This is a genomic window from Mycobacterium heidelbergense (assembly GCF_010730745.1).
Classification (GTDB): domain Bacteria; phylum Actinomycetota; class Actinomycetes; order Mycobacteriales; family Mycobacteriaceae; genus Mycobacterium; species Mycobacterium heidelbergense.
Genome location: NZ_AP022615.1, coordinates 2,932,511 through 2,957,634, shown reverse-complemented (window position 1 = coordinate 2,957,634; position 25,124 = coordinate 2,932,511). Strand labels below are relative to the sequence as shown.

28 protein-coding genes are annotated in these 25,124 nt (G+C 65.6%); 10 read left to right on the top strand and 18 right to left on the bottom strand.

Translation table 11 applies throughout. From position 1 onward, the window contains the following. The first annotated feature begins 13 nt into the window (after positions 1 to 13). Entirely contained in the window at positions 14 to 1,744 is a 1,731-nt protein-coding gene (locus G6N25_RS14025; RefSeq protein ID WP_083075635.1) for an alpha-keto acid decarboxylase family protein, read from the top strand. A gap of 24 nt (positions 1,745 to 1,768) precedes the next feature. Here the strand turns inward: G6N25_RS14025 and G6N25_RS14020 are convergent, their stop codons facing one another. From G6N25_RS14020 to G6N25_RS13995, 6 genes are all read right to left on the bottom strand, one after another. Then, complete coding sequence (locus G6N25_RS14020; RefSeq protein WP_142272759.1) at positions 1,769 to 2,395, bottom strand: fatty-acid--CoA ligase; 627 nt, start codon at positions 2,393 to 2,395, stop codon at positions 1,769 to 1,771. A gap of 7 nt (positions 2,396 to 2,402) precedes the next feature. Beyond that, on the bottom strand, positions 2,403 to 3,026 hold the full coding sequence (locus G6N25_RS14015) for a twin-arginine translocation pathway signal (protein ID WP_083075588.1): 624 nt from the start codon (positions 3,024 to 3,026) through the stop codon (positions 2,403 to 2,405). Beyond that, entirely contained in the window at positions 3,023 to 3,907 is an 885-nt protein-coding gene (locus tag G6N25_RS14010) for a hypothetical protein (protein WP_083075586.1), read from the bottom strand. Before G6N25_RS14010 ends, G6N25_RS14015 begins: the two co-directional genes overlap by 4 nt. Positions 3,908 to 4,238: 331 nt before the next feature. Further along, the gene (locus tag G6N25_RS14005; RefSeq protein WP_083075585.1) at positions 4,239 to 5,693 is read right to left on the bottom strand and encodes a FadD3 family acyl-CoA ligase; all 1,455 of its coding nucleotides are present in this window, start codon (positions 5,691 to 5,693) and stop codon (positions 4,239 to 4,241) included. Continuing rightward, positions 5,690 to 6,880 carry an amidohydrolase family protein gene (locus tag G6N25_RS14000; protein WP_083075583.1) on the bottom strand — a complete coding sequence of 397 codons (1,191 nt, stop codon included), beginning with the start codon at positions 6,878 to 6,880 and terminating at the stop codon, positions 5,690 to 5,692. Before G6N25_RS14000 ends, G6N25_RS14005 begins: the two co-directional genes overlap by 4 nt. Positions 6,881 to 6,970: 90 nt before the next feature. Next, a complete protein-coding gene (locus tag G6N25_RS13995) occupies positions 6,971 to 7,396 on the bottom strand; it encodes a lipoprotein LpqH (RefSeq protein WP_083075581.1) in 426 nt (141 codons plus the stop codon). A gap of 110 nt (positions 7,397 to 7,506) precedes the next feature. On the opposite strand from G6N25_RS13995, the gene G6N25_RS13990 reads away from it, so the two are divergent. Then, positions 7,507 to 8,253 (top strand): enoyl-CoA hydratase/isomerase family protein, encoded by a 747-nt coding sequence (locus G6N25_RS13990; RefSeq protein ID WP_083075580.1) that lies wholly within the window; start codon positions 7,507 to 7,509, stop codon positions 8,251 to 8,253. Beyond that, positions 8,250 to 8,678: a hypothetical protein gene (locus tag G6N25_RS13985; RefSeq protein ID WP_083075578.1), complete on the top strand. Its 429-nt coding sequence runs from the start codon at positions 8,250 to 8,252 to the stop codon at positions 8,676 to 8,678. Before G6N25_RS13990 ends, G6N25_RS13985 begins: the two co-directional genes overlap by 4 nt. Here the strand turns inward: G6N25_RS13985 and G6N25_RS13980 are convergent. Beyond that, a complete protein-coding gene (locus tag G6N25_RS13980; RefSeq protein ID WP_071509703.1) occupies positions 8,594 to 9,286 on the bottom strand; it encodes a TetR/AcrR family transcriptional regulator in 693 nt (230 codons plus the stop codon). The two genes, G6N25_RS13985 and G6N25_RS13980, sit on opposite strands and share 85 nt — an antisense overlap. A gap of 189 nt (positions 9,287 to 9,475) precedes the next feature. Here G6N25_RS13980 and G6N25_RS13975 point away from each other — a divergent pair, with 189 nt between their 5' ends. Then, positions 9,476 to 10,771, top strand: a complete 1,296-nt coding sequence (locus G6N25_RS13975; RefSeq protein ID WP_083075577.1) for a cytochrome P450 — start codon at positions 9,476 to 9,478, stop codon at positions 10,769 to 10,771. A 16-nt stretch (positions 10,772 to 10,787) separates the two neighbouring features. Here the strand turns inward: G6N25_RS13975 and G6N25_RS13970 are convergent, their stop codons facing one another. From G6N25_RS13970 to G6N25_RS13955, 4 genes are read right to left on the bottom strand one after another with little or no spacing between them, the layout of a single operon-like run. Next, entirely contained in the window at positions 10,788 to 11,078 is a 291-nt protein-coding gene (locus G6N25_RS13970) for a cytochrome C oxidase subunit IV family protein (protein ID WP_083075634.1), read from the bottom strand. A 6-nt stretch (positions 11,079 to 11,084) separates the two neighbouring features. Further along, positions 11,085 to 11,681 carry a cytochrome c oxidase subunit 3 family protein gene (locus G6N25_RS13965; protein WP_083075575.1) on the bottom strand — a complete coding sequence of 199 codons (597 nt, stop codon included), beginning with the start codon at positions 11,679 to 11,681 and terminating at the stop codon, positions 11,085 to 11,087. Continuing rightward, on the bottom strand, positions 11,678 to 12,424 hold the full coding sequence (locus G6N25_RS13960) for a hypothetical protein (protein WP_083075573.1): 747 nt from the start codon (positions 12,422 to 12,424) through the stop codon (positions 11,678 to 11,680). Before G6N25_RS13960 ends, G6N25_RS13965 begins: the two co-directional genes overlap by 4 nt. Beyond that, a complete protein-coding gene (locus tag G6N25_RS13955) occupies positions 12,421 to 13,200 on the bottom strand; it encodes a hypothetical protein (RefSeq protein ID WP_083075571.1) in 780 nt (259 codons plus the stop codon). The genes G6N25_RS13960 and G6N25_RS13955 overlap by 4 nt, the downstream gene beginning before the upstream one ends. Before the next feature lie 164 nt (positions 13,201 to 13,364). On the opposite strand from G6N25_RS13955, the gene G6N25_RS13950 reads away from it, so the two are divergent. From G6N25_RS13950 to G6N25_RS13940, 3 genes are all read left to right on the top strand, one after another. Beyond that, complete coding sequence (locus G6N25_RS13950) at positions 13,365 to 13,940, top strand: TetR/AcrR family transcriptional regulator (protein ID WP_083075569.1); 576 nt, start codon at positions 13,365 to 13,367, stop codon at positions 13,938 to 13,940. Positions 13,941 to 13,990: 50 nt separating this feature from the next. Beyond that, complete coding sequence (locus tag G6N25_RS13945; protein WP_083075568.1) at positions 13,991 to 14,359, top strand: SpoIIAA family protein; 369 nt, start codon at positions 13,991 to 13,993, stop codon at positions 14,357 to 14,359. Between the two features lie 67 nt (positions 14,360 to 14,426). Continuing rightward, the gene (locus G6N25_RS13940; RefSeq protein ID WP_232065798.1) at positions 14,427 to 14,708 is read left to right on the top strand and encodes a hypothetical protein; all 282 of its coding nucleotides are present in this window, start codon (positions 14,427 to 14,429) and stop codon (positions 14,706 to 14,708) included. Between the two features lie 38 nt (positions 14,709 to 14,746). Here G6N25_RS13940 and G6N25_RS13935 read toward each other — a convergent pair whose 3' ends face one another. Continuing rightward, positions 14,747 to 15,151 carry a hypothetical protein gene (locus G6N25_RS13935; protein WP_083075565.1) on the bottom strand — a complete coding sequence of 135 codons (405 nt, stop codon included), beginning with the start codon at positions 15,149 to 15,151 and terminating at the stop codon, positions 14,747 to 14,749. A gap of 300 nt (positions 15,152 to 15,451) precedes the next feature. Here G6N25_RS13935 and G6N25_RS13930 point away from each other — a divergent pair, with 300 nt between their 5' ends. The 3 genes from G6N25_RS13930 to G6N25_RS13920 are packed head-to-tail and all read left to right on the top strand — an operon-like array spanning position 15,452 to position 17,238. Beyond that, positions 15,452 to 16,054 (top strand): hypothetical protein, encoded by a 603-nt coding sequence (locus G6N25_RS13930; RefSeq protein ID WP_232065797.1) that lies wholly within the window; start codon positions 15,452 to 15,454, stop codon positions 16,052 to 16,054. Continuing rightward, entirely contained in the window at positions 16,051 to 16,611 is a 561-nt protein-coding gene (locus tag G6N25_RS13925; protein ID WP_083075561.1) for a twin-arginine translocation pathway signal, read from the top strand. The genes G6N25_RS13930 and G6N25_RS13925 overlap by 4 nt, the downstream gene beginning before the upstream one ends. Positions 16,612 to 16,659: 48 nt before the next feature. Beyond that, on the top strand, positions 16,660 to 17,238 hold the full coding sequence (locus tag G6N25_RS13920) for an Rv2253/PknI dimerization domain-containing protein (RefSeq protein WP_232065795.1): 579 nt from the start codon (positions 16,660 to 16,662) through the stop codon (positions 17,236 to 17,238). 46 nt (positions 17,239 to 17,284) lie between these two features. On the opposite strand, the gene G6N25_RS13915 is transcribed toward G6N25_RS13920, so the two are convergent. Genes G6N25_RS13915 through G6N25_RS13890 form a run of 6 tightly spaced genes read right to left on the bottom strand, consistent with a single transcriptional unit; the run spans position 17,285 to position 25,110 of the window. Beyond that, positions 17,285 to 18,916, bottom strand: coding sequence for an MCE family protein (locus G6N25_RS13915; RefSeq protein WP_083075560.1), 1,632 nt, complete (start codon positions 18,914 to 18,916; stop codon positions 17,285 to 17,287). Next, positions 18,917 to 20,287: an MCE family protein gene (locus G6N25_RS13910; protein WP_083075558.1), complete on the bottom strand. Its 1,371-nt coding sequence runs from the start codon at positions 20,285 to 20,287 to the stop codon at positions 18,917 to 18,919. After that, positions 20,284 to 21,723, bottom strand: coding sequence for an MCE family protein (locus G6N25_RS13905; protein ID WP_142272758.1), 1,440 nt, complete (start codon positions 21,721 to 21,723; stop codon positions 20,284 to 20,286). Before G6N25_RS13905 ends, G6N25_RS13910 begins: the two co-directional genes overlap by 4 nt. Next, positions 21,720 to 22,802, bottom strand: coding sequence for an MCE family protein (locus G6N25_RS13900; protein ID WP_083075557.1), 1,083 nt, complete (start codon positions 22,800 to 22,802; stop codon positions 21,720 to 21,722). Before G6N25_RS13900 ends, G6N25_RS13905 begins: the two co-directional genes overlap by 4 nt. After that, entirely contained in the window at positions 22,799 to 23,836 is a 1,038-nt protein-coding gene (locus G6N25_RS13895) for an MCE family protein (RefSeq protein WP_083075555.1), read from the bottom strand. The genes G6N25_RS13900 and G6N25_RS13895 overlap by 4 nt, the downstream gene beginning before the upstream one ends. Next, complete coding sequence (locus G6N25_RS13890; RefSeq protein ID WP_083075554.1) at positions 23,833 to 25,110, bottom strand: MCE family protein; 1,278 nt, start codon at positions 25,108 to 25,110, stop codon at positions 23,833 to 23,835. Before G6N25_RS13890 ends, G6N25_RS13895 begins: the two co-directional genes overlap by 4 nt. Positions 25,111 to 25,124 lie beyond the last annotated feature (14 nt).

The following is a 25,124-nucleotide window of genomic DNA, read 5'->3' as shown; positions in this document are numbered from 1 at the left end:
CACAATAGGCGAAATGGCATGTCCGCCGGAACGGTTTCGACGCGGGCGTACCGTCGTGTTTGTGACTGATCCCGTCTACACCGTCGGTGACTACCTGCTGGACCGCCTCGCCGAACTCGGTGTCTCCGAGATCTTCGGCGTTCCCGGCGACTACAACCTGGCGTTCTTGGACCACATCGTCGCCCACCCCACCATCCGCTGGGTGGGCAGCGCCAACGAGCTCAACGCCGGTTACGCCGCCGACGGGTACGGTCGGTTGCGCGGAATGTCCGCCGTGGTAACGACGTTCGGCGTCGGTGAACTCTCGGCGGCCAATGCGATCGCGGGGAGCTATGCCGAGCACGTGCCCGTCGTGCACATCGTCGGCGGCCCGTCCAAAGACGCGCAGGGCACCAGGCGCGCGCTGCACCATTCGCTCGGCGACGGCGACTTTGAGCACTTCTTCCGGATCAGCCGCGAAATCACTTGTGCACAAGCCAATCTCATGCCCGCGACGGCGTGCAGGGAGATCGACCGGGTGCTGTCGGAGGTGCGCGAGCAGAAGCGGCCCGGATACATCTTGCTGTCCACCGATGTGGCGCGTTTCCCCACCGAGCCGCCGGCGGTTCCGTTGCCGCGCTACGCCGGGGGCACCAGTCCCCGCGCGCTGTCGCTGTTCGTCGAGGCCGCCGCCGAACTCATCGGCGATCACCAGTTGACCGTGCTCGCCGACTTGCTGGTCCACCGCCTGCAAGCGGTCAAAGAACTCGAGGCCTTGCTGGCGGCGGACGTGGTGCCGCACGCCACATTGATGTGGGGAAAGAGCCTGCTCGATGAGAGCTCGCCCAACTTCCTGGGGATCTACGCGGGTGCGGCCAGCGCCAAACGGGTGCGCACGGCGATCGAGGAGGCGCCGGTGCTGGTGACGGCCGGGGTGGTGTTCACCGACATGGTCAGCGGCTTCTTCAGCCAGCGGATCGACCCGGCCCGGACCATCGACGTCGGGCAGTACCAAAGCAGCGTGGCCGGCGAGGTCTTCGCGCCCCTGGAAATGGACGCCGCGCTCGAGGCGCTGGCCGCGATCCTGGCCCGGCGCGGGATCACCTCCCCACCCGTCGAGTTGCCACCCGCCCGACCCCTGCCGCCAGCCCCGCCGCCCGATCAACCCCTCACCCAGCAGATGCTGTGGGACCGGCTTTGCGCGGCCCTCACACCGGGAAACGTGGTCCTCGCCGATCAGGGGACGTCCTTCTACGGCATGGCGGATCACCGGCTGCCGCACGGAGTCACCTTCATCGGCCAACCACTATGGGGCTCAATCGGTTACACCCTGCCCGCGGCGGTCGGGGCCGCGGTCGCGCATCCCGACCGCAGGACGGTGTTACTGATCGGCGACGGGGCCGCCCAACTGACCGTCCAGGAGCTTGGCACCTTCTCCCGCGAGGGACTGTCCCCGGTGATCGTGGTGGTCAACAACGACGGCTACACCGTCGAGCGGGCGATCCACGGAAAGACGGCCCCCTACAACGACATTGTGAGCTGGAAGTGGACCGACATCCCCAACGCGCTCGGCGTGGCCCACCATCTGGCGTTCCGCGCCCGGACCTACGGCGAACTCGACGACGCATTCACCGCGGCCGCGGAGCACCAGGACCGCATGGTGTTCGTCGAGGTGGTCTTGCCGCGGCTCGACATCCCTCACCTGCTCGGTCAACTCGTTGGGCCCATGTCGCCGGACGGCGGCCGGCGCCGCGAGGAGGGCTAGACCGACCGCCCCGTTCGGTCCGGGTCAGTCCGCCTGGATGCGCATCATGTCGAACAACCGGCCGACGAACAGCGGCGGATAGGCGCCGACGCCCACGCCCGACATCCATTGGGCCGCGGCGTCGGGATGGTCAATCCACTCCCGCGCGCCCCCCTCGTCGGGAAACTCCTGCAAGATCAAAACCTCGTGCTCATCGTCGAAAGCCTGGAAGACCCAGGTCTTTCGGATGCCGGCCGCGGTGAACCTGTCCATCGCCGAGCGGACCCCCGCGGCCAGTATCGACACGTCGTCGACGGACGCGATCGCGGCCACCACGACACCGGGCGCGCCCGGTGTCGGCGATGGCGCCGGAACGAACCTCTCGATAATCTCGCCGGCAAAGACGGCGGGGATGTCTTCGACGCCGGCGGCATCGAACCAGTCGAAGAACACCCGCGAGCGCAGCAGTTCCACGATGGGCTCACGGCTGTGCACGCCGATCATCACCAGCACGCGGCCGTAGTCGTGGGCGGACGTGTACACCAAGACATGGTGTGCGCCGATGTCGGCGAGTGCCGCCTTGTTGCGCTCGAGCAGCGGCCACACCCGGGTCGGATCCGGGACGCGGTAGTCCGATGCGATCACCATCGAATGTATCTCGTTCGTCGTCACCGCAGGCCTACACCGGATTGAACGACGAAATGAGCCACTTCCCATGAGCTTTCGTGAGCTTGACCGATACGCTGCTGGAGGTGAACGTCGGTTCCGGCCGGTCCTTGCTCTGCGTGCTTTGGTTGACGAACAGCAGCACGTCGGCCGAATCCGGGCGCAAGTCCGACAGGGCGGCGCGAAGCACCACCGCGGCGGTCTTCACCGACTTCTGTTTGGCGGCCGGGGCGACGATCTGCTGGGTGAATTGGTCGTAGTAGGACAGGAAGTCACCGGTCAAATGTGATTTCGCGGAAGAGAAGTCGTGGTCGAGGGTGTCGGGAGAATACGACAGGACCGCCACGGTTCCCTCGCTGGCGGCCGAAATCGCCGCCTTTGCGGCCGCGGCGTCGGTGTTCCGATCCGGCAGGTACAAGAAATAGAACAGCGCACCCAGCAGCGCCAACGAGGCCGCTACCGACAACGCCAACAGGGCGGGAAGGATCTTGCCGGACGACCGTTTCTTCAGCGCGGCGAAGGAGCGCTTCAACCGACCGGGCGGCGCAGCACCGCCGTCGGAATCGTTCGTGGGGCCGGCATCCGCCGTTTCCTCGGGGTCGGCCGTCTCTGGCACCGACGTTTCGTCTGCGGTCACGGCACGAACTCGACTTTCGATATCTTGAGCTGACCACCGTCGCGGGTGACCGTCACGATCAGCCGGTAGTTACGTGGATCCTGTTTGGCGCCGGCCGCATTGGTCACCTCCGACGTGGAGGCCACCAGCACCACAGCCGAATCGGCCGTCATCGTGTCAACAGCGGCGGCCTGAACGGTGCCTTGCGAGACCACCTTCGACTGCTCCACCACCTTGGTGAAATCGTCGGCCATCTTGAGGAAGTCGTCCTTGAACGAGCCGGTGGAGTTCTCGAGGATGCGCTGCACGCCTTGCTTGGCGTTGTTGAAGTCCAGCGATGTCAACGTCACGACGCCCTGGCGTGCCGCCGCGGTGAACTCGGCCGCGCGCTGCCGCTGCCGGACCGCATCGCGATGCTCCTTGATCATGTAGCCGCTGCCCGCCAGCGCGGCGACAATAATAACGATGGCTATGGACGCAGCGACGGTGGACCATTTGGGACGGCGAAGCCTGGAAAGTCGGGACCGGCGTCGTGCAGGTTTCTCCGCGTCGACCGACGAGGCATCGGCTTCGGCCGGCCCCTCTTCGGTCTCGACGCTTTCCGGCTCGACCGCGGACTGGGTTTCTTCCGACTCGCTCTCGTGGGCGCCCTGTACCTCGGTCTGAGCGGAGTCCGCCGCGGCTGCTTGGTTTTTGGCTTCGACGAGCTCGGCCTGGCGTCGCAATTGAATGGCGCGGGCGCGGGCACGGGCGGCGGCGGCAAGGGCCTCCGCCTCCGTGGCCTCCGCCTCGGCCTGTTCGGCCATTGCCCGGATTTCGGCGGCGGTGCTTGGGATTTCGTCCTCGTTCACCGGAACCGATTTCGTGTCAGTGGCATTTTGGCGGGCGCCGCCATTCACCATTCACCAGCCCGGGAACGAGGCCGCTCGTGACTCAATGCCAAACTCCTCTGCCGCTTGCCCGTCGGTGGCAAGTTTGCTTCCGGCCACGGACGGCAGGCGACGGTATCCCGGCGTGGGCGTCGCCGTTCGGCAACCCTACTCGGCAGACGCGTTAACGCGCGAGCATCTGCGCCGATATTTTTCCGCCGCCAACGTCCCGACGACCAGGAGAGCCACGTTATCACCTTCTCCCGCCACTCCCGCCGATGCCGTCCCGGACGCCACTCGACAAATGCCTAACAAGCTGTGGAAATAGGGTTCTCTTATCCGGCATATGAGGATGGTCTGCCGTCTACCGAAGCAGGTCTTTGACCACCTTGCCGGTGGCGTTGAGGGGCAGCGCCTCGAGAAACCGCACCGACCGCGGCACCTTGAACCCCGCCATGCGTTCGCGGCACCAACCGATCAATTCTTCGGCGCTGACGGCACCTTTGCGGACAACGAACGCCTTGCCCACCTGTCCGAGCCGCTCGTCGGGGACACCGATGACGGCCGCCTGCGCGACGGCCGGGTGGTTGAGCAGGAAGCCCTCGATCTCGGCCGGGTAGGCGTTGAATCCGCCCACGATGAACATGTCCTTCTTGCGGCCGGCGACACGCAGCCGGCCCGCGTCGTCCAGGTTGCCGAGATCGCCGGTGTGCAGCCAGCCGTCGGCGTCGATCGCCTCCGCGGTGGCGGCGGGATCGTCGAGATAGCCCTGCATGACGTTGTACCCGCGCACCAGGATCTCGCCGTCGCCGGCGATGCGCACCTCAACCCCCTCGCACGGCAGGCCCGCGGTGGTGGCCACATCCTCGAAGGAATCACCGGGCCGGGACAAGGTGACGTTGCCGGCCTCGGTGAGCCCGTAACCGGTCATCAACGTCCGGAACGGCAGCTCACCGTGGATGCGACGGACCAGTTCGACGGGGATGTCCGCGGCGCCGGTCACGCCCGCCCGCAACGTCGACAGCTTGGCCCCGTCACCAACCGTCAGCAACGAATGGTACAGCGTCGGCGGACCGGGTAGCATCGTGATGCGTTCGCGTTCAACGAGATCCACCACCGTGTCGAGATCGAAAACCGCGACCGGCAGCATCGTCGCGCCGCGCAGGAAGCACGCGACGAGGCCCGCCTTCAAGCCGAACGTGTGGAAGTACGGGTTGATCATCAGATAGCGGTCGCCCTCGCGCAGGTCCGCGAGCGTCGCCCACTCCTCGTACGCACGCAGCGTTTGGCGGTGATTCATCATCGCGCCCTTGGGGCGGCCGGTCGTGCCCGAGGTGAAGATGATGTCCGCGATGTCGGTGCCGCTCGCCGGCCGCTCGAACGGGGAACCGCCGCAGAGGAAGTCGGATTTCAGATCGATGACCGGTGGAAGCCCGGAGGGCTTCAAAGAGGACAGAGTGTAATCCCGGCCCAGGAATCCATTCTGCACCAGGACGGCCTTCGCCCCGCTGCGCGCGATGATGTCGCCCGCCTCCTCCGTCTTGAACCGGGTGTTCACCGGCACCAGCACGCCGCCCGCGGTCAGCAGGCCGAACGCCGCGATGATCCACTCCGCGGAGTTGGGCGCCCAGATGGCGACCCGTTCGCCCTTGTCGATCCCGAGGTCCGCGAATGCTCCTGCGGCGCAGCGTATCCGCTCGACAACGTCGGCAAATGTGAGGCGCAGCGGACCGTCGACGACCGCTTCGGCGTCGCCGAAGCGGTCCGCCGCGCTCAAGACCATCTCGGGGATGGTCTGCCAGTTCGTCCGGTCTGTCACACGGTGACGAGCCGACCGAGGTTGCCGCCCATGATCTTTGCCTGGTCGTCGACGGGCAGGTGCGACAGCGCGTTGATGTAGTAGGTCGGCTCCGCCAGCCCTTCGGGGTGCGGCCAATCCGAGCCGTACAGCACCTGGTCCACACCGACGAGGTTGATCAGATCGTCGATGCCCTCCTCGAAGAACGGGCTGACATAGACCCGGTTCTTGACCATCTCGACCGGGTCGCTCGGGAACGCTTCCGGCGCCTTCCGGAAGACCTCGGCCAGGCCGTCCAGCAGCGGGGTCATCCATTTCGATCCGGCCTCGACGATCGCGACCTTCAGCTTGGGGTGGCGGTAGAGCGCGCCGTGGATCACCCACGAGCCCACCGCGTCCTGGATCGGCCGCCACTCGTTGAGGATGCCCATCGCGTTGGTTTGGAACGGCAGCATCTCCTGGTCGGCGCCGTCCCACTCGGAGGTGTACCGGGAATAGCCGCTGTCGCTGGAGTGCATGCCGACCAGCACGTCGTGCTCGACGACCCGCTCCCAGAACGGGTCGAACTCGGGCAGCGCGAACGACCGGGGGCCGCGAAATCCGGGGACCGGCGCCGGGCGGATCAGGATGCACCGCGCGCCGCGCTTGACCACCCACTCCAGCTCCTCGATTGCCTTCTCGACGATCGGCAGGGTGATGACCGGGGTGGTGAAGATGCGGTTCTGGTAGTTGAAGCCCCAGACCTCGTCGAGCCACTGGTTCAGCGCATGGATCAGGACGTGGATGGCGACCGGGTCGTCGCGCAGCCGCTCCTCGATCAGGCTGGCCAGCGTCGGAAACATCAGGGTGCGGTCCAGGCCCAGCTCGTTCATCTTCTCCAGGCGCGGGCCGGGCTCGAAGAACGCCGGGATCGCGCGCATCGGCTCGCCGAACAGCTCGCGCTTGCTCTTGCCCTCCGGGTTGCCGTACTTGAAGTACTCCTCCCAGGCGCCCGGCCGCGCGACGACCTCGAAGGTCGGGTTGGGAATGTAGTTGCTGATCACGCCGCGGAGCGCGATCTTGGTGCGCCCGTTGATCTGCACGTACTGGACGTAGTCCTTGTACTCCTTGGGCAGGAACTTGGTCAGCGCCTCCGGCGGCTCGTAGAGATGATTATCCGCGTCAAAGAGTGGGAACGGGACGTCCACCCGATGCGACAACTGCCCCATGAAATCCTCCTTCGCAATTTCTGAGAATTGTATTCTCTCGGGGTTGCCAACCGCAACGCGTGGCCCCGCTCGAGCGCTCGGCGCGGGACGTCAGCAGGTCGCGACGATCTTGAAGGCGACGGTGACCGGTTCACCGGGCTTGTCGGTGTTGTAGCCGTTGGCGGTGCCGGTGATGGTGAATCTGTCGCCGCTCAGGCTCATGTCGGCGTCGCCGCCGTCGCCTTGCGAGTACATGCCGGTGAAGCCGCCCAAGTTCCGGATGCGCACGGACTCGGTGGTGAGCGGTTCCGCTCGTTGATCGATGACAACGGTGGCCCCCGCAAAGTCGCCGCCGATGTCGATCGTCCGGTACCACTCCAACTGACTGCACTTGACGACATGGATGTTCGCGTCGTTGCCGTTGACCGTGACCGACGCCGTGCTGGACACCTGGGTCGGCGGACGCGACGTGCAGGCCCCGAGCACGGCGACGGCGGCGAGAGCCGCAACGAACGCGGCTGCGATTCGGCTACGCACCGGACCACCCCCATCCTCGCCGACGAAAGTTCTTCGGCCTGCGACGATGATGTTATTCTCCCGATAAGAGAATGCCAATATCGGCGTTCTCGCCCGAGGAGCGACGACGCATGGTGGACCTGGAGATCGACGGCGGGTTGGCGGTGCTCACCATCGATCGTCCCCACGCTCGCAATGCCATCGGACTCGACACCATGCATCAGCTGGAGAAGGCGCTCGACGCGGCCGCGGACGCCAAAACCCTTGTCATCAAAGGCGCGGGCGACCGGGCATTCGTCTCCGGCGGCGACCTCAAGGAGCTGAGCGCGCTGCGGACCGAGGAGGATGCCGCAGCGATGGCCAAGCGGATGCGGGCGGTCTGCGATCAGCTTGCCGGCTTCCCGGCCCCGGTGATCGCCGCGCTGAACGGACACGCCTTCGGCGGCGGCGCCGAGGTCGCCGTCGCCGCCGACATCCGGATCGCCGCCGACGACATCAAGATCGGCTTCAATCAGGTCGAGCTGGAAATCATGCCGGCCTGGGGCGGCGCCGAGCGACTGGCCGCCCTCGTCGGGAAGGGCAGGGCGCTTCTGCTGGCGGGCACCGGAACCGCCGTCGACGCCGCCGAGGCGCAGCGAATTGGCTTGGTGGATCTGGTGTTTCCCCGGTCATCGTTCGACGAGGGATGGCGTTCGGTGGCGACGAAACTGGCCCGCCATCCGGCGACGGAGATAAAGCGCGTAATACGGGGAGTTCCTCCCGACGAGGCGATAGCATCCTTTGCACGGCTGTGGGTTGCCGACGCCCACTGGCAGGCCGCAGAGCGGGTGATGAACCGCACCGCCAGTCCGCGCCCGGCAGCCGGAGGAGCGTCATGAACACCACCGTGAAGACACTGTTGGTCGCGAGCTCGGCGACATCGTTGATTGTGGCGGATTTGCTGGTCGGCAGCGAACGGGCACAGGCCGACCCGGTGTGGCATCAGGTCGTGTACGTCGTCTCGTCCACGAGCCCGGCCTACGTCGACATCTTCTATCAGGATCAGGACCCGACCCTCTTCTCCGACTACAGCCACAACCCGTACACCTTCACCCCGCAGGTCCACGCGGATATCGCCCCCGGTAAGCCGTGGGTTCAGCCGGTGAACCTGTTAAACCCCGATCAGTGGGCGATGGTGACCGTCACGACCGGCCGGCAACCGGCCGCGCCCGGCGGCATTCAATGCGACCTGTCGGTGGACGGGAAGGTCGTCGTGTCCAAAATCGGCCCCAAGGGCGCGCTCTGTTCGCTGCGCACCTGGTGAACCGGCCCGGCCGGCTCCGGCTCCCCTTCCAGGCGGCGCAGATAACTCTCGACCAGCTCTAAGGTTTCGGCGTGACCGGCGGACATGCCGAGCGCCTGCTCGAGCACCAGAAACCGCGACAGGCTGGTCATCAGCACCGTCCACACCACCGGGGGCACATCGTCGGCTTCCACACCGTAGCGCCGCAGCGCGCCCGTCACCGCTCGGCGTTGTTCCTCGCGGAAACATTCAGCGTAGTAAGCGATTTCGGTTCGCATCTCCTTGCGATGGTTGGCCAGTGCCATGAATTCCATCGAAATCCGGGTAAACCCGGGATCCGTGCCGAATCTCCACAGCGCCCATAGCGGCTGGGCCGATTGCAGCGCCTGCGCCTGAACCGCCAGGCCTTCCTCGGCGCGGCGGCGGAAGACCGCCAGGAACAGCTCGTCCATGGTGCGGAAGTAGTAATGCACGAGTTGGGGTTTGAGCCCGGCCTTGTGCGCGAGCCGGCGCGACGTCACCGCCGCATAGCCCTCGTCGAGCATGAGCCGCTCGGCCGCGTCGAGCAGCAGGCCGCGATTCTTCGCGTCCGGCGCCCCGATCCTGCGGGCCGCTGAAGCAGATGCCATGCCCTGCCCTCTGTCCTTTCCGCGCCCCCGTGCCGACCAGACGGATCGTATCGTGGTGCGCCGCCCGCGACCTTGACCCTGACATTACCGCCATGCTAAGCAGGTGCTCAGCACATTCTTGAAACCGGGCGGCGGCATCGCTTGCCGCCGAATACCACCGGTAAACCCAGCCCAGGGAGACGCAATCCGATGAGCGACTACGACTCGATCGACTTCTTCACCGATCCGTCGCTGGTGCCCGATCCGCACCCCTACTTCGACTACCTGCGCGGCCAAAACCCGGTGCTGCGCCTGCCCCACCACGGGGCCGTCGCCGTCACCGGCTACGAGGAAGCCTCCGAGGTCTACAAGGACGCCGACACGTTCTCCAACATCGTCGCGCTCGGCGGGCCGTTTCCGCCGCTGCCCTTCCAGCCCGAGGGCGACGACATCAGCGCCCAAATCGACCGGCACCGCAGTTATTTTCCGATGTTCGAGCACATGGTCACCATGGATCCGCCGGACCACACCCGGGCCCGGTCGGTGCTGAGCAAGCTGCTCACCCCGAGCCGGCTGAAGCAGAACGAGGAGTTCATGTGGCGCCTGGCCGACCGTCAGCTCGACGAGTTCCTGCACAACGGTGAGTGCGAGTTCATCGCCGAATACTCAAAGCCGTTCGCCACGTTGGTGATCGCCGACCTGCTCGGCGTGCCGGAGGACGATCACAAGGAGTTCCGCGTCGTCTTGGGCGCCGACCGTCCCGAGTCGCGGGTGGGCGCCCTGAACCAGGGATCGGTCGGCATCAACCCGCTGCAGTGGCTCGACGAGAAGTTCTGCTCCTACATCGAGGACCGGCGGCGCGAACCGCGCAACGACGTGCTCACCGCGCTCGCGACGGCGAAGTATCCGGACGGATCGACACCCGAGGTGATCGAGGTGGTCCGCTCGGCGACGTTCCTGTTCGCGGCCGGGCAGGAGACCACGGCCAAGCTGCTCAGCGCCGCGCTGCAGGTGCTCGGCGACCGGCCGGACATCCAGCGGCGGGTGCGTGACGACCGCAGCCTGATTCCCGCGTTCATCGAAGAATCGCTGCGCATGGAAAGCCCCGTCAAGAGCGACTCGCGGCTGGCCCGCAAGGCCACCCGCATCGGCGGTGTCGACATACCCGCCGGCACCGTGGTGATGGTGCTACCGGGCGCCGCCAATCGCGACCCGCGCCGGTTCGAGAACCCGCACGAGTTCAACCTCCACCGCAAGAACGTTCGCGAGCACATGGCCTTTGCCCGCGGCGTACACTCCTGCCCCGGCGGACCGCTCGCCCGGGTGGAGGGCCGCGTCTCGATCGAGCGCATCCTGGATCGGATGTCGCACATCGAGATTGACGAGGCCCACCACGGCCCGAGCGCCGGCCGCCGCTACACCTACGAGCCGACGTATATCTTGCGTGGCTTGAGCGAACTGCACCTGAGGTTCACCACCGCCGACGCTGTCGCGTCCGTGCGCTGAAACTCCTTCGCGAGAACTATCGGATCTGCGTTCCGATGAAGTAGGTGCCGAGCAGGCTCGCGCCGATGAGGATGACCCAGGCGTCGGTCAGCCGGCACAGCAACGCGGGGGCCTGCCTGACTTCCATGAACTCCCGAAAGATGATGCGCACCTTGATGAGCGCGATCACGATCACGCTCGACGTGACCACCGCGCTGGGGCTGAGCGCGCCGGCCCGATCTTCGGCGGAGTGATCTATCCAGAGGTAGGCCAGCGTCAATGACGCCAGCACGACCCACACGACCAGCAGCCTTTTGTTGAATCCGATCACCGATCACCTCACCACGTACAGCAGCGCGAAGATGAGCACCCAGAGGAAGTCGACGGTGTGCCAGTAGGTGGCGCACGTTTCGACCAGCTCCTGGGATCGCCCCGCTGGACTCCAAAGTTGGTACACCGCAACGCCGAGGACGACGAAGCCGATCAGCAGGTGCACGAAGTGGATCCCGGTGAGAAAGAAGTAGTAGGTGAAGAAGTCGTTGCCGGTAAGGCCGTTGCCCATGCGGATCTGCCGCGCCCACTCGAACACCTTGGAACCGAGGAACACCAGACCGAAGAAGGCGGTGAGGAAGGCGTCCTTCAGCGCCGGACGGTAGGCACCGGCGCGCGACGCCTGCACGCATCGAGCCACCGACCAGGAACTCAGGAGCAGCACAAGGGTATTGAAGACCCCGATGCGCAGGTCGAGCTGCGCCTGGGAGCGCAGGAAGAGTTCGGGGCTTTGGGTTCGGTAGAACAGGTAGAAGCCGAAATACGCCGTGAAAACCAGCGTTTCGAACAACACGAAGGCCCACATGTCCGGCTGGCCCGGCACGAACCTGGCGTGCTTGTTCGCGTCTCGTGCCACGTCGGCTCCGGCGAGGTCGGTCATGGCGCCGCCGGGGCGACGTCGGGCAGGGGCCCGGTGCCGAAGTCCTCGCGTTGGATCATCCGCCGGAGCAGGGCGATGAAAACGCCCGTGTAGATGCCGAACACGACCACGTCGAGCCACCACGCGATCTGGCCGTTCCACGCCAACACGCCCCGCCGGAACGCCCAGGCCGGCGACACGACGATCTCGGTGAGGGCGTTGCAGAGGTTGAGGTAGCCGAACCACTTGGGGAACACCCGGTTCTTGTCGATGAGGATCGCGAGCATCCATACCAGCGAGCCGATCAGGAACACCCCCATGGTTCCGACGAACGACAGGAACGCGAAGTCGTAGATCCAATGGATCAGTTCGGGGTCGCGGTCGGGTCGCAGCGCGCCGACGGTCAGCGCGACGCACATCAGCAGCATGCCGGGTATGGCGCTGAGCGAGTACAGCACCAGGTAGGAGTACGCGAAAGCGCGGCTGACCGACATGCGCCGCATCGAATAGGCGATGAGGGCGTTGCACATGGTCGTCATGCCGGTGATGAGGAACATGATGGCGAACCCGGCGAGAAGCCCAAAGTGGTTGTCGCGGAACCACCGCACGATCCTCGCGGCGTCCCATGCGGGGTCCGGCGGGGGCTGGGTGCGCGTCAGCACGAAGAACACCAGGAAGAAGAAGTTGTAGAAGACGATGAGCGTCCACCACGCCAACCACAGCTCGCGCTTCGAGTCATGCCGGAGCGTCTGTGTCGCGTTCATGCGTTCACCCGTTCGTCGACGCGCCGCGGGTACTCGGCGCGTTCACGGTAAACGGCCCGGCCCACAACGACGGCCGTCACGACGATCCATACCGCGATGGCGGTGTTCTTCAGCCAGAACGACAACGCTCCGTCCCACGCCAGTGGGCCGGTCAGCGCCAGCCCGACGAACGCCGCCGGCGCCAGCGCGGCCGCGATGAAAAGGTTGAAGTGGGCCACCCATCGGTTGAATACCGGACGTGGTTGATCATCGAAATAGATTGCCAGGGCCAAAATTACGCTTTGCGCGATGAGGAAGGGCACCGAGGTGGTGAAGGTGATCCACGCGAAATCGTTGAGCAGCTGTGTCAGCTCCGGGCTGCGTTCCGGGCGGAAGGCGGCCAGCAGCCAGCAGACGTTGGCGATGAGGAACAGGGTGGGTCCGCCGGCGACGCAGCCGAGCATGCAGTAGGAGAAGACCGGCGTGCGATGAGCCATCCGGCGGATCTGCAGCACCAGCAGGGTCAGGACGGGGATGAGGCCGACGCCGAACCAGTTGAACAGGATCATGCTGTATCGGATGCCCGGGTAGTTTTCCCGATAGAAGGCGGCCACCCGCCCCGCCGACATCGTGGGCGACATCGGCGGCGTGAAGCCCGGGAACAGGAGAAACGCGGCGATCCAGACGATCGCCACCACCGGCAACGTCCACAACAGGATCAGCTCACCGTCGATGTGGCGCAACGCAACTCGCGAGGATCCGCGACCTGCCGCATCGTTTGCGCCGACGTCGGACATCGCCTGACTCCTTCCGGCACACGACACCGCCTGGCTCGTCAGCGAAGCTAGCCGATCGGCTAGCCGAGCGTCAATAGCCGATCGGCTACGCTCGGGGTGTGGATTCTCCGCGGGCCGGGTGTCAATTCGGTGCCGTCACGCGCAGCCCGGCACAGACCCGCATCATGGATGCGGCCCTGAAACTGATCGCCGACCACGGCGTCGGCGGGACCTCCTTGCAGATGATCGCCGACGCGATCGGGGTCACCAAGGCGGCGGTCTACCACCAGTTCAAAACCAAAGAGCAGATCGTCATCGCGCTCACCGAACGCGAACTCGGCGGGTTGGAGGAGGCGTTGGAAGCCGCCGAAGCCGAGGATCACCCGCCGCGGGCGCGCGAGTTGCTGCTGGACCGGGTCATCGATCTGGCCGTCGAACGCCGCGGGGCCGCCAGCACCCTGCAGTTCGATCCGGTCATCGTCCGCTTGCTGGCCGAGCACCAACCGTTCCAGCGGTTCATCGAGCGTCTCTACCGAGTGCTCGTTGGTGACGCCGGCGACGACAGCAGGGTTTTGGCGGCGATCATGTCGGGTGCCATCGCGGTCGGGGTAATGCATCCCGTGGTGGCCGGCATCGACGACGAGACGCTGCGTTGCCAGCTGCGGCGCATCACCCGCCGACTCGTCGACGCGGCCGAAGCCAATGACGGCTCCGCCGGCTCACGCAAAGCCAAGCGGCGGCTCACCATGGCCGGAGATTAAATCCCAAGCTATACATCGCTGTTGGCCCGTTGGCTAGGAAGGAGAGTTCGATGATCGAAGTACTGCCGGACGTGCCGCAGCGAGTGATCGGCATCCGCGTGTCGGGCCGGCTGCGCGGTGAGGACCTGCGCGAGGTCAAGCCGACCCTGGAAAAGCTGCTGAAGAGCGGCGAGATCAGGATCGTGGAGGTCATCGCGTCCGATTACGAGGGCTTCGGGCCCGGCGGGTTGGTCGAAGACCTGAAGCTGGGCTTCGGCGCTCTCTTCCAGCATCATTCGACCTTCAAGCGGATTGCGATAGTGTCCGACAAGGAATGGGTCGCCCATACGCTGCATGCGCTGGCGTGGATGATCCCCGGCGAACTCGCCTTCTTCGGCCTCAACGAGCTTGAGCGCGCCAAGCAATGGGCCGCCGGCTAAACGGCATTGGGCCGAAAACTATGGTGGCGACCTCCACCCGCTCGGGTACGGTTTTCTCATGAACACAATGGCGCGTTTGGCTGCCGCAGCGATCATGGTGGCCGCCGGCATTGGACTGGCGGGTGTGGGCACCGCGACCAGCGCCCACGCCGACGATCCGCCCTGGCCGTTCGTCGGATACCACTGGTGCCCGGGGCAGCCCTTCAACCCGGCATGGGGGCCTCAATGGGACCCGACCACCTGCCACGACGCGCACCATCGCGACATGGACGGCACGATTCATAACGGCGACTACTTCGGACCCAGCCCCTTTCAAACATGGCCGGAGATACCGAACACGCGGCCGTGAATCCGGCCGGCGGCTAAGGGGTTTGGTTGACCGGACCGCTACGTGTCGCCGCGCTCCCAGATTTGGGTGCCGTCATGTGCGTTGCAGACCAGGAACAGGCCGTCCGGCGCCTGCGCGACGTAGTACTCCGGGTAGTCAACGCACGACGAGTTCTCTTCCTTGACGCCGGCCATCGGGGGCGAGCGGAACCACCGGGGCTCATATCTTCTCGGCGAACCGCAGAACATCAACCGTCCCGGCTGCGTCGCGAAAGACACGTAGTAGTCGGCGGTCCCGAACACGTAGTACGTGGTGTTGTCGCACGGCGCACCGAGCACAACGTGCGGCATGATGCCCGGAGTGCAATCCGGGTAATCGCAGACGCTCGGTCCGGCGGCGGCTCGCGGCGCCGCCACCACACCGAGGCCCAGCAGTACGGCGACCGCTGCCACGATGAATCGCACGAGATTACTTTGCCACAGCCGAACCACGGTGGGGAATAGAATTCTCCCTTTCAGAGAGGATCGGCACCGGATATCGCCGCCGCCGGCGGGAGCGTGCCCGCCTGGCAGTGATAATGTGACTCTCGTCCATAGGTGCGGACGGGGAGGTGATCCATGCCGCCGCGCGAGCTTCCCAGCGACCCGATCGGGGCCGATAATCCGCGGGCGGGGGTGCTCTCCGCGTCACCGTCCGCCTCGGTAGCCGGAGCAGACGAACTCGCCCAGGCGGAGGCCCGCGCCGAGGCCGCTCGTGCCCGCGCGATGCGGCTGCGCCAACAAGCCGAGGCGGCGTCGGGCGATCAAGGCAACCGGCCCGAAGCGGATGTCGATACCGTACGCGACGAGCCCGAGTCGGCGTCGTCGCATCGGCGGCTGCGTCGCCCCGGCAGGACGGCCCTCGCCGCCGCTGCCGCGGCTGTGGTCATCTGCGCCTCGCTGGCGGCGAGCGGGTATCTGGTGTGGCATCACCGCAACGTCGTAGCGGAACGGCAACGCGCCGCGGAGTTTTCCGCAGCCGCCTGCAACGCCATCGTGACGATGATGTCGATCGATCCGAACAAGGCAAGAGAAGACATGCAGCGCTTCGCCGACGACACCACCGGGATATTCAAGGTCGGCTTCTTGATGGGCGCCGAGGATCTCGTCAAAGCAATCGAGCAGTCGAAAATCAGCGCCAAGGCCACCGTGCAAGCCGTCGCGGTGCAATCCATGACCAAGGATTCGGCGCTTGTCCTGGTCGCGGCGAAATCAGAGATCATCAAACCCGGTGAGGCTAAGCCGGATTCGCGGTCCCTGCGGGCGGTCGTTGCCATCCAAAGGGACGCGGGCCAGCTGAAAGTTTCGAGAGTCGAGTTCGTTCCGTGACGGTCGACGGATCACCCCCGGAACCGACCCGTCGTCGCCGAACCGGCGCGATCCGGCGCTGGACGCGTCGTTGCGCGGCGAGGTGGCGTCCAATTCTGTTGACACTTCTGCTTGTTGCCGCGACCGGTTATGCGGCCGGCTATTTCTATTTCACCTACCGTCCGGATTTGCAGACCGACGACACCGCTGCACACCAGGTCGTCAAGGCGGCCAGCGATGGCACGGTGGCGCTGCTGTCCTACTCGCCGGAAACCCTTGACCGCGATTTCGCCAACGCCAAATCCCGTCTTACCGAGGACTACCTGGCCTACTACCAGCGCTTCGCGGACCAGATCGTGGGCCCGTCGGCTCAGCGCGGCCAAGTCACGACGACCGCCACCGTGGTCAAGGCCGCCGTGTCGGAGATGCACCCGAATTCGGCTGTCGTGCTTGTCTTCATAAGGCAGAAGACGGCAAGCAAGGAAAAGCCACAACCGGTGGTGACATCGAGCAGTCTTCGGGTAGCGCTGACAAAGGTCAACGGGTCATGGCTTATCGAAAAATTCGATGTCGTGTGAGCGCCGAATGCAGGTTTGCCCCAAACCAGATCGCGATATGCGGAGGCGGTGTTAGCCTGTGAATTCAACTGCTTTTCAAACTGGCGGCATCAGCGCGTCAAGGAGCAGCCGATGCGTTTCATGAATGCGACGGCGAGCGCGGCACTGGTGGCCGCCGGCGTGATTGGCGGTGTGGGCGCGGCCCCGTCAGCGTGGGCCTACGACGCTTCCCTCAACGGAACATATACCGCCACCTGGGTCGGCGACTGGGCCAGGACGAACGATGTGTATCACCAGGAACCGGTGGTGCGAGAAACGTGGAAAATCACCACTTCGTGCCAAACCGCGGAGGATTGCACGGGCCAGGTGGTCAGCGACCAGGGCTGGACCGCACCGATCAACATGCATGACGGAAGCACCTGGTTCGTCAGCCGCGACATCCCGAACTGGACAACCTGTCCCGACGGCACCTCATACACCGGGCACGAAGTCATCCATTTCTATCCCGCGGACCCGGAGACCGGCGAAAAAGTGGTTGGCTCGTCGGTCTTGGCCGGAAGAGAACACACAACCGGCAAACCCGGCGCCTGTGGCACCAATCTGCCCCTGTACATCGACCAGCCATTCCGGCTGGACAAAATAGGGTGAGCCGGCGTGCCTAATCCCAAGGTTCCCGGCCAAGGGGCCCGGAACGTCAGATGGCGAACATGTCCTTCCACGTCTTGGGAGACTTTTTCATGACCAAGTCCGATTGCCGATAAACCTGGCCATCCGGGGCGACATAACTGCCGGTGCGCGGGTCGTACTGGGCCGTGGATATCGACGGACCGGGCTGCGGTTCGCCGCGTCCGAACGCGCTGGGCGCCACGGAAGGCGCGGCCGGCGCCGGGGCACCGGTCGGGGGAGACGGTTCGTCGATCGGCGCTATGGGCGACACCTCCCCCATCGTCGCGGAGTTCAGCGGCGCCGGCGGTAACGGTGCGCCCGGCGGCGTTCCCCGCGGAACCGCTCCCGGGGGAAGCGGCGTTCCCTCCACCGGCCCGAAGATTCTCTCGCGGTTGAAGTTGACGCGGTCATCCGGCGGGATGCCCTGCGCGATGAGGTTCGGGTCCAGCGGATAGGTCCCGAAGACGTGCTGCCTCATCGCCAGCGGCTGAAAAGGCTTGTCGCTCTCGCAAATTTCGACCGTCGGCGCACGTTTTCCGGGCTGCCCCATGCATGGGTAATTGCGGGCACCGCGCACTCCGATGGGTGAATCCTGCGGGAGCTTGCAGTACAGCCCGTCCGGCGTGTCGACGACGCGGGTGTCTGCGGGGGTACGCCATTGACTCGGCGGCAGGAAGCCGACCGTGCATGCGGGCGGATCGCTGATGATGAGATTGAAGGCGCCCTTGGCCAGCCCGTCCGGGGCCTTGATGCCGATGAACGACTGAATCGCCGCGGTGAACGGCGGCAGCAACACCAAAACCTGCTCGAGCGAAGCGTGGTAGGTCACGCCGATCTGGCCGATCGTGGTGAGGTTGGCGAGCAGCACCGGCAGCGTCGGCTTGATCTGGTCGAGCAGCTGCGACGCCTCGTCGAAGGCGCCCGGCCCCTTTTCGAGCAGGGTGCGGATCTGCGGGTCGTTCCGCGACAGCTGCCCGGTGACACCGGCAAGGCTGCGCGCCCACGTCCGGATCGAGTCAGCGGTCTGAGCCTGCGCGTCGAGGAAGGGCCCGGTGTCTTCGGTCAGGTTCCGCGCGCGATCGGCAACGCCGTTGAGGTCCCCCGAGACTTGCGCCGACGAGTCGAACAGCGATCCGAAATCGTAACCGGCGCCGTTGAATGCCTGGAAGGACTCGTCGAGCAAGGTGCTGAGCTTGCCCTGGGGAATGCTGTTGATCAAGGTGCTGGTCTGGTCGAGCACGGGACCGATCGGTTGCGGAATCGTCGCGTCGTTCACGGCGATGATCGAACCGTCGCGCAAGTAAGGCGGCGAGTCGGTGCGTGGACGCAGATCGACGTAATACTCGCCCACCGCGGAAATGCTCAGCACCTGAGCTTGCAGGTCCGCGGGGATCTTCGGCGAAGTATCAAGGGAGAGAGTGGCTTTGGCGCCATCGCGGGTCAGCCCTATCGCGGTCACCTTACCGATCTGCACCCCGCGATAGGTCACGTTGCTGAAGCGGTAGAGCCCACCGGTGGCGGGCAGTTTCAGCGTGACCGTCATCTTGCCGATGCCCAGCAGCGTCGGCGCCTGGATGTACCACAACACCATGACGACGACACCGACGATGCCCACGATCGCGAAGACCGCCAATTGGATACGGACGAAACGGGTTAGCATCTATCGCCCCCCGTCCGTCGGCTGGTCCGGGGTCGGAGTCGCACCCGGTACCGGGGCACCCTGGTCGGCCGGCGGCGGCGCCTGACCGGGGACCGGTAGGGGCGCCTTCTGCGCGTCTGGGCCGAGCATTGTCAGGCCGGCGACTATCGGCGGGACCGGCGGTGGCGCCGCCGGTGTCCCGGCTGGCGGCGGTCCCGGCCGTCCCCAGGGTGGCGGCGGCCCGAACGGCGCCGGTTCCCCAACTGGTCCGGGCTTGCTGAGTGCCCCGGGCGCCCCGGGCGGCGCACCGTATCTGAATTGCAGATATTCCGGATCCCCGGGCGCCGGCACGCCCTCCGCGCCCAGCCGCTCCCAGTGGGTACCCCGCAGGATGCTCTTGCGCAGCCCGGCGTTCGTCAGGTCGATGATGAAATACCCGTTCATGTAGTCGCCCCGGATGTACCGGTCGACGATGCTCTGGGTGAACGGGAATAACGGCGCCTCCGCCAGTGCGGCGTCGAGGTTCGGCCCGACGTCGGCGAGCGCGCTGAGCGCCGGTCCGAGATTCTTCAGGTTTCTGACCAAGTCAGATCCCGCGTCGTTGACGAGTTTGGTGGCGGTGCCGCTGAACGTCCCCAGTTTTTCGAGAGCCTCCGTCAGCCGGGGCCGCTCCTTGATGAGCACGTCCAGGGCCGGCGGAATCTCGTGCAGCGCTTGGGTGATCACGTCGCGTTGCCCGGCGAACGTGGCGGAAAGCCGGTCCAGCGCCCGGATGGACGCGACGAGGTTGTCGCGTTGCCGATCCAGCGTGCCCACGAACCTGTCGAGGCGCTCCAGCAGATCGCGAGCGTCGCTCGCGTGCCCGGACAGGGCGGCGTTGAAGTTGTGGATGACGTCCCCGATCTGTCCCAGCCCGCCGGCGTTGAGGATCACGGACAGCGATGACAGCGTCTGCTCGGTCGATGGATAGGTCGACGACCGGTTCAGCGGGATCGTGGCGCCCGGTTGCAGGCGCCCGATCGCCGGTTGGCCCAGTGGGGGATTCAGTTCCAGGTGCATGGACCCCAGCAGGCTGGTCTGGCCGACGCTGGCCACCGCGTTGGCGGGGATCACCACACCGGGCCGCACCGAGATTTCCACGTCGGCATGCCATCCCCGCACCTTCATGTTGCTGATGCTGCCGACGATGACGTCGTCGATCATCACCGGCGAATTCGCTTCCATCGTGACGACATTGGCGAGCTCGACATGGTAGACGGTGGCGCCCGGACCGCGCCCCACCGCGCCCGGCAGCGGCAACGAGTTCAGGCCGTTGAACCTACAACCCGTTGTGACGAGCATGATGCTGCAGCCGATGCCGAGCACTCGCCGTACCGCGACTCGAGTGGTCATGGTTGCGAGCCTCCCCCGGGGAGCAGCATGTCCGACACATTCGCCGGGCCCGGCGGCGCTTCGGCCGGCGGTCCGGGCGGCACGCTGGGCGGCGGGGGCTCGGGCATGGCCGCTCCAGGTATCCGCGCCGGTGGCGGCGGCGGTGGCGGTGCCGGCGGTGTATCGCCCGGCAACCCGGTATACGCGGACACCGCCGGCGGCAGCTCGGGGGGCGCCGGCTTCGGTCCTTCGCCGCCGGGCGCCAGCCGTTGCTCGGTGTAAACGACGTTCTTCGGGTCAAACGCCGGGGATAGCAGTGGGTTGACCGGAATCGGCAAATAGTTGAAGTTGACCAGAAAATTCGGGTTGAACACCTTCAGCGCCGGGCTCAGGTACAAGCCGCACAGCTTGCCGGTCTCCACGGCGGTGGCGTTCTCTATGGCCCCGATTTGCGAGCACCAGGCAAACGTCGGATTGGTGAAGTTCTGGATTCCGACCCCGCCGCGGATGTTCCCGACATCGGGGTCGTAGTCGTTGTAGGCGTTCGCCAGCGCGTTCGGCGCCACGTGCAGAACGTTTTTCAACGCCATCTGGTTGTCGACGAGTACTTGCGTCAGGTCGGCCAGCCGCGTTATCTGCTCCGCGGTTTGGTCACGACTCCCCTCGATGAACCGCTGCACCTCGCCGACCGCGCTCGCCAGGTCCGTCAACGCCGCGTCCAGATCGGACTTGTTGTCGTCGAGCACGCTGGTGAGCGTGGCCAGCCGGTTGTCGAACTGCACGATCTGAACATTGCTGTCGCGCAGTGCCCCAACGAAAGTCTGCAGATTCTTGATGATGTCGACGATGTTGCCGCTGCCGTTGGCCAGGATCCGCCCGAACCCGGACAGCTGGGCCAGCGTCTGCCGTAGCTTCTCACCGTTGCCGTCGCCCAGCGCGTTGGCGGCGCTGTCGATGAACCGCGCCACCGACGGGGTCGACACCTTGCTGTTGGGGCCCAACTCGGTTGCCAGGCGCATCAATTGGTCCTTCACCTGGTCCCATTCGACGGGCACCGCCGTCCGGTCGACCGGTATCACCGCACCGTCACGCATGGCGGGACCGCTCGACCGGTAGGCCGGGGTGAGCTGGACGTAGCGTGCCGCCACCAGGTTCTGGGCGACGATCACCGCTTTCGCGTCCGCGGGAATGCGCACGTCGCGATCGACGTGCATCACCAGCTTCGCCTGGGTGCCCTGCGGCCGGATGGACGCGATGGTGCCCACCTTCATCCCGGACACCCGGACATCGTCGCCCGGGTAGATCGCGGTGGCGGTCGGGAAGTAGGCGGTGATCGTCGTCGGGCGAAAGAAGGTGTTGCGGATGGCAATCGCCGCGCCAACAACGATGAGCCCGGCCAACACGATCGCCAGTCCGCGCTTGAGCTTGTCGCGCGGAATCGCCTCGAGCCGCATCATGGCCGGCCTCCCGGATCCATGTTGAACGGGAACGGGAAGAATGCCCGCGGCCCGGCGGTGTCCGGTGGTTGACCGGGGGCGCCGTAGGCGCGGAATCCGAAGGAGTAGTCGAACAACCATTGGAAAAATTCCAACTGGAACAGGTTCGGGATGAACGGGTTGTAGTAGAACCCGCTGGACACCGTCTCGCCCTGCGTCAGCTCATATTTCGCCAGTCCGGGCAAGGCCTTCGCTATGTTGTCGCGGTTCTTTTCCAGCATCGCCGTCACCGAGTTCAGCTTCTCCAGCGACGGTGCCAGCTTCGCCTCGTTGTCATGCACCAGGCCCGACAGCTGCTTGGCCACGGCGGACGTGCTGGCCAGCAGCCGCACGATTGCCTGCCGCCGCGCCACCAGCATGGATAACAGGTCGTTGGCGTTGAGGATCAACGTGTTGAGTTGCTGGCTGCGTTGCGAAAGGATGCCGGTGACATCGGCGGCACCCTTGAGTAGCTGCCCGAGTGTCTGGTTGCGGGCATTCAGCGTCTGGGAAAGCCGGGTGATCCCATCGAACGCCGGCCCTAGTTGCGGCGCAACCTGATTCAGCGTCGCCGACAGCGTGTCGAGGGACTGGTTGAGCGCTTCGGTGTTGGTTCCCGCGATGTCGGTCGTCAGGTCACCGACGGCCTCGGACAGTGAATAGGGTGAGGAGGTGCGCGACGCCGGGATGACGGACATCGGACGCAATGTGCCGCTGCCCGCGGAGTCGACGGTGAGCACCCGCTGACCCAACAGCGAGCCGGTTCTGATGTGTGCGGTGCTGGCCGACCCGAGCAGAACGTTGCCCTTGGCGGTGAATGTCACGAGAACATCGCCGCGCTGCAGCGACATGCCCGTCACGCTGCCGACCTTGATTCCCGACACCGTCACGTCATTGCCCGTTGCCAGGCCGCCGGCATCGGAGAACAGCGCTTGGTAGCGGACCGTGGTCGCTCGCTGTATCAGCTGTTCGGGATTCAGTCCGACCGCGATGACCAGCGCCACCAGCACGGCGCCGATGAATCCGGCGCGAATGAGGCCCGCTCCACGGTACTTATTCATTCGCCATCCTTCGGCTCCGCACACCTTCCGGTGATCTGGTGCTTGATGCCGACTTCGACTGTCCGGTACTGCAGATCGGACACACGCAGCGCGAGTCCGCACAGGTAGTAGGGGAACCAGGCGCCGTAGGCACCCAGCCGCGTTAGCTTGCGGTAGTCGTTGGGCAACTTGCGCAGCGAAACGTCGAGAAGGTTCTTGTCCTTATCCAGCAGTGGGGCCAGCCGATTCAGTTGGTCGACGGTGCCGGCCAACGGCGCGCGGGCGCGGCCAAGCAGATCCGCGATCGAGGCAGTTCCGTTGTCCAGGGCGGTGATCGCGGCGCCGATGGTGTCGCGGTCTTGCGACAATCCGCTGATCAGCTTCTCCAGGCGGTCGATGGCGCCGGAGAACTTGGTGCCCTCCTGGTCGACGGTGCCCACCACGGTGTTCAGGTTGTCGATCAGCCCCTGCACCGTCTGGTTGTTGTCGGCCAACGCATTGGAGAACGAGGACGTCTTCGACAGCAGCGACTGCAGGGTTCCGCCCTCGCCCTGGAAAACCTGGATGAGTGCTGCGCTGAGCGCGTTGACGTCTTGTGGATTCAGGCCCTGGGTAACCGGTTTCAATCCACCGAGCAGCAGGTCGAGGTCGAGGGCCGGCGCGGTGCGATCGATCGGGATCTCCGCTCCGGCCGGCAGCACCCTCGTGGATCCGGGACCGTCGACCAGCTCGAGATAGCGATCGCCCACCAGGTTCAGATAGCGGATGACGGCCCGGGTGCCGGTGGTGAGCACGACACTGCGGTCGGCGTCGAATTTCACCACCACCTTCTTGTCCGGCCGCAACGAGACGCTGTTGACCGTGCCCACCCGGACCCCGGCCACCCGCACCGTCTGCCCGGTCTTCAGCCGCGACACATCCGAGAAGACCGCCGAATACCCGTTCGTCGCACCGGTTGTGTACTGGCCGAAGACGAAGAACAAGAACACCGTCAAAAGGACCATCACGGTGGCAAAGACCCCGAACTTGACGATCGTCGCGCGTGAACCGCTCATCCGGGCTGTCCCACCTGGAAGGAGTTGCGCGGCGGCCCGTCGATCGGCCCGTACAGCAGCTGCTTGAGCGCGTCGGAGTTGATCAGCAATTGCGGGTTGCCGTACTCCATGGGATTGGAGCCGACGTCGGCCACCACGAACGGCGGCGCAGCGTCAAACGGCACCACGGGCAGGTCCTGGCACTGCGGACCCCCGGTCGCAGCCACCTTGGGCAAGTTGCTTGGGTAGCGGTAACGTTCGGTTCCGAAGCCGAGATAGACCGTCACCTTGACCATCGGTTCGGGTAGGTCCGGCGCCGTCACATTCCCCAGGTCCCCGGCTATGCCGCACCACAGCGCCTTGTGGTACTCGTTGAGCAGGTCGGTGGTCGGCGCCAACAGGTGCAGGACGTCGGTCAGCGCCTTCCTGTTGCCGCCAACAACGTCATTTCCCATGTCCGCCAAGCCAATCGAGCTGATCAAAAACGCGTCCAGGTTCCGTTGCTCGTCAACGATCGACTTGCTGATCCTGATCGCGTTGTCGGTGGTGGCGAGAAGGTCCGGCGCCGCGTCGGCATAGGCGTTGCTCACCGTGGGCAAGGCTTCGAGGTCGCGGCTCAGCGCGGGAAGGCTGGGTTCCTGGGTGGCCAGAAACGAATCCAGATCGGATATCATCTGGCCGATCTTGTGGCCGCGGCCGTTCACCGCCGACGCTATCGCGCCGAGGGTTTCGTTGAGTTTGGCGGGATCGATCTTCGCCAGCAGAGACGTGAGTTGTTGGAATACCGTGTTGATTTCGACGGTGACGTGTTTGCCCTCGAGCACCTGATTGGCGGTCAACGGCTTTGGCGACGGCTCGGCGGGCGGGATCAGCTCGACGAACTTGGCGCCGAAGGCCGTCGCCGACGCGATGTCGACGAGCACATTGGACGGAATGAGATGCATCTGCGACGGTTGCATCGCGAGATGCAGCACGGCTTCGCCGTTCGGCCGTACGTCGATCGAGGAGACCTTGCCCACCTCCACGCCGCGCATCTTCACCTTGGCGTCCGGGTTCATCACCAGGCCGGCGCGCGGCGAGACCACGGTCACCGGCACGCTCGTCGTGAAGTCGCCCCGGAACAGGCCCACCGCGACGGCGACGATCGCGGCGACCACGATGATGGTCGCCAACCCCGCCAGCGGCCGGACGTACGATTGCGCCCCGAAGTGGTGGCCCGGCGACGCCGCGACAGGCGCTGCGGCGCTTGTGGTTTCGGAACGGTGAATGGGGCCGGGCCCGAGGTGCTCCGTCACGTCAGGTCTCCTCC

Coding starts and splice junctions, on each gene's coding strand:
- G6N25_RS13985 (WP_083075578.1), top strand. CDS start 8,250: ATGAACACCACCGTGAAGACACTGTTGGTCGCGAGCTCGGCGACATCG.
- G6N25_RS13915 (WP_083075560.1), bottom strand. CDS start 18,916: ATGCTAACCCGTTTCGTCCGTATCCAATTGGCGGTCTTCGCGATCGTG.
- G6N25_RS13910 (WP_083075558.1), bottom strand. CDS start 20,287: ATGACCACTCGAGTCGCGGTACGGCGAGTGCTCGGCATCGGCTGCAGC.
- G6N25_RS13940 (WP_232065798.1), top strand. CDS start 14,427: ATGGCGCGTTTGGCTGCCGCAGCGATCATGGTGGCCGCCGGCATTGGA.
- G6N25_RS13945 (WP_083075568.1), top strand. CDS start 13,991: ATGATCGAAGTACTGCCGGACGTGCCGCAGCGAGTGATCGGCATCCGC.
- G6N25_RS14000 (WP_083075583.1), bottom strand. CDS start 6,880: ATGGGGCAGTTGTCGCATCGGGTGGACGTCCCGTTCCCACTCTTTGAC.
- G6N25_RS13960 (WP_083075573.1), bottom strand. CDS start 12,424: ATGAACGCGACACAGACGCTCCGGCATGACTCGAAGCGCGAGCTGTGG.
- G6N25_RS13965 (WP_083075575.1), bottom strand. CDS start 11,681: ATGACCGACCTCGCCGGAGCCGACGTGGCACGAGACGCGAACAAGCAC.
- G6N25_RS14025 (WP_083075635.1), top strand. CDS start 14: ATGGCATGTCCGCCGGAACGGTTTCGACGCGGGCGTACCGTCGTGTTT.
- G6N25_RS13900 (WP_083075557.1), bottom strand. CDS start 22,802: ATGAATAAGTACCGTGGAGCGGGCCTCATTCGCGCCGGATTCATCGGC.
- G6N25_RS13990 (WP_083075580.1), top strand. CDS start 7,507: ATGGTGGACCTGGAGATCGACGGCGGGTTGGCGGTGCTCACCATCGAT.
- G6N25_RS14010 (WP_083075586.1), bottom strand. CDS start 3,907: ATGGTGAATGGCGGCGCCCGCCAAAATGCCACTGACACGAAATCGGTT.
- G6N25_RS13950 (WP_083075569.1), top strand. CDS start 13,365: ATGGATGCGGCCCTGAAACTGATCGCCGACCACGGCGTCGGCGGGACC.
- G6N25_RS13975 (WP_083075577.1), top strand. CDS start 9,476: ATGAGCGACTACGACTCGATCGACTTCTTCACCGATCCGTCGCTGGTG.
- G6N25_RS13955 (WP_083075571.1), bottom strand. CDS start 13,200: ATGTCCGACGTCGGCGCAAACGATGCGGCAGGTCGCGGATCCTCGCGA.
- G6N25_RS13905 (WP_142272758.1), bottom strand. CDS start 21,723: ATGATGCGGCTCGAGGCGATTCCGCGCGACAAGCTCAAGCGCGGACTG.
- G6N25_RS13980 (WP_071509703.1), bottom strand. CDS start 9,286: ATGGCATCTGCTTCAGCGGCCCGCAGGATCGGGGCGCCGGACGCGAAG.
- G6N25_RS13895 (WP_083075555.1), bottom strand. CDS start 23,836: ATGAGCGGTTCACGCGCGACGATCGTCAAGTTCGGGGTCTTTGCCACC.
- G6N25_RS13930 (WP_232065797.1), top strand. CDS start 15,452: ATGCGGCTGCGCCAACAAGCCGAGGCGGCGTCGGGCGATCAAGGCAAC.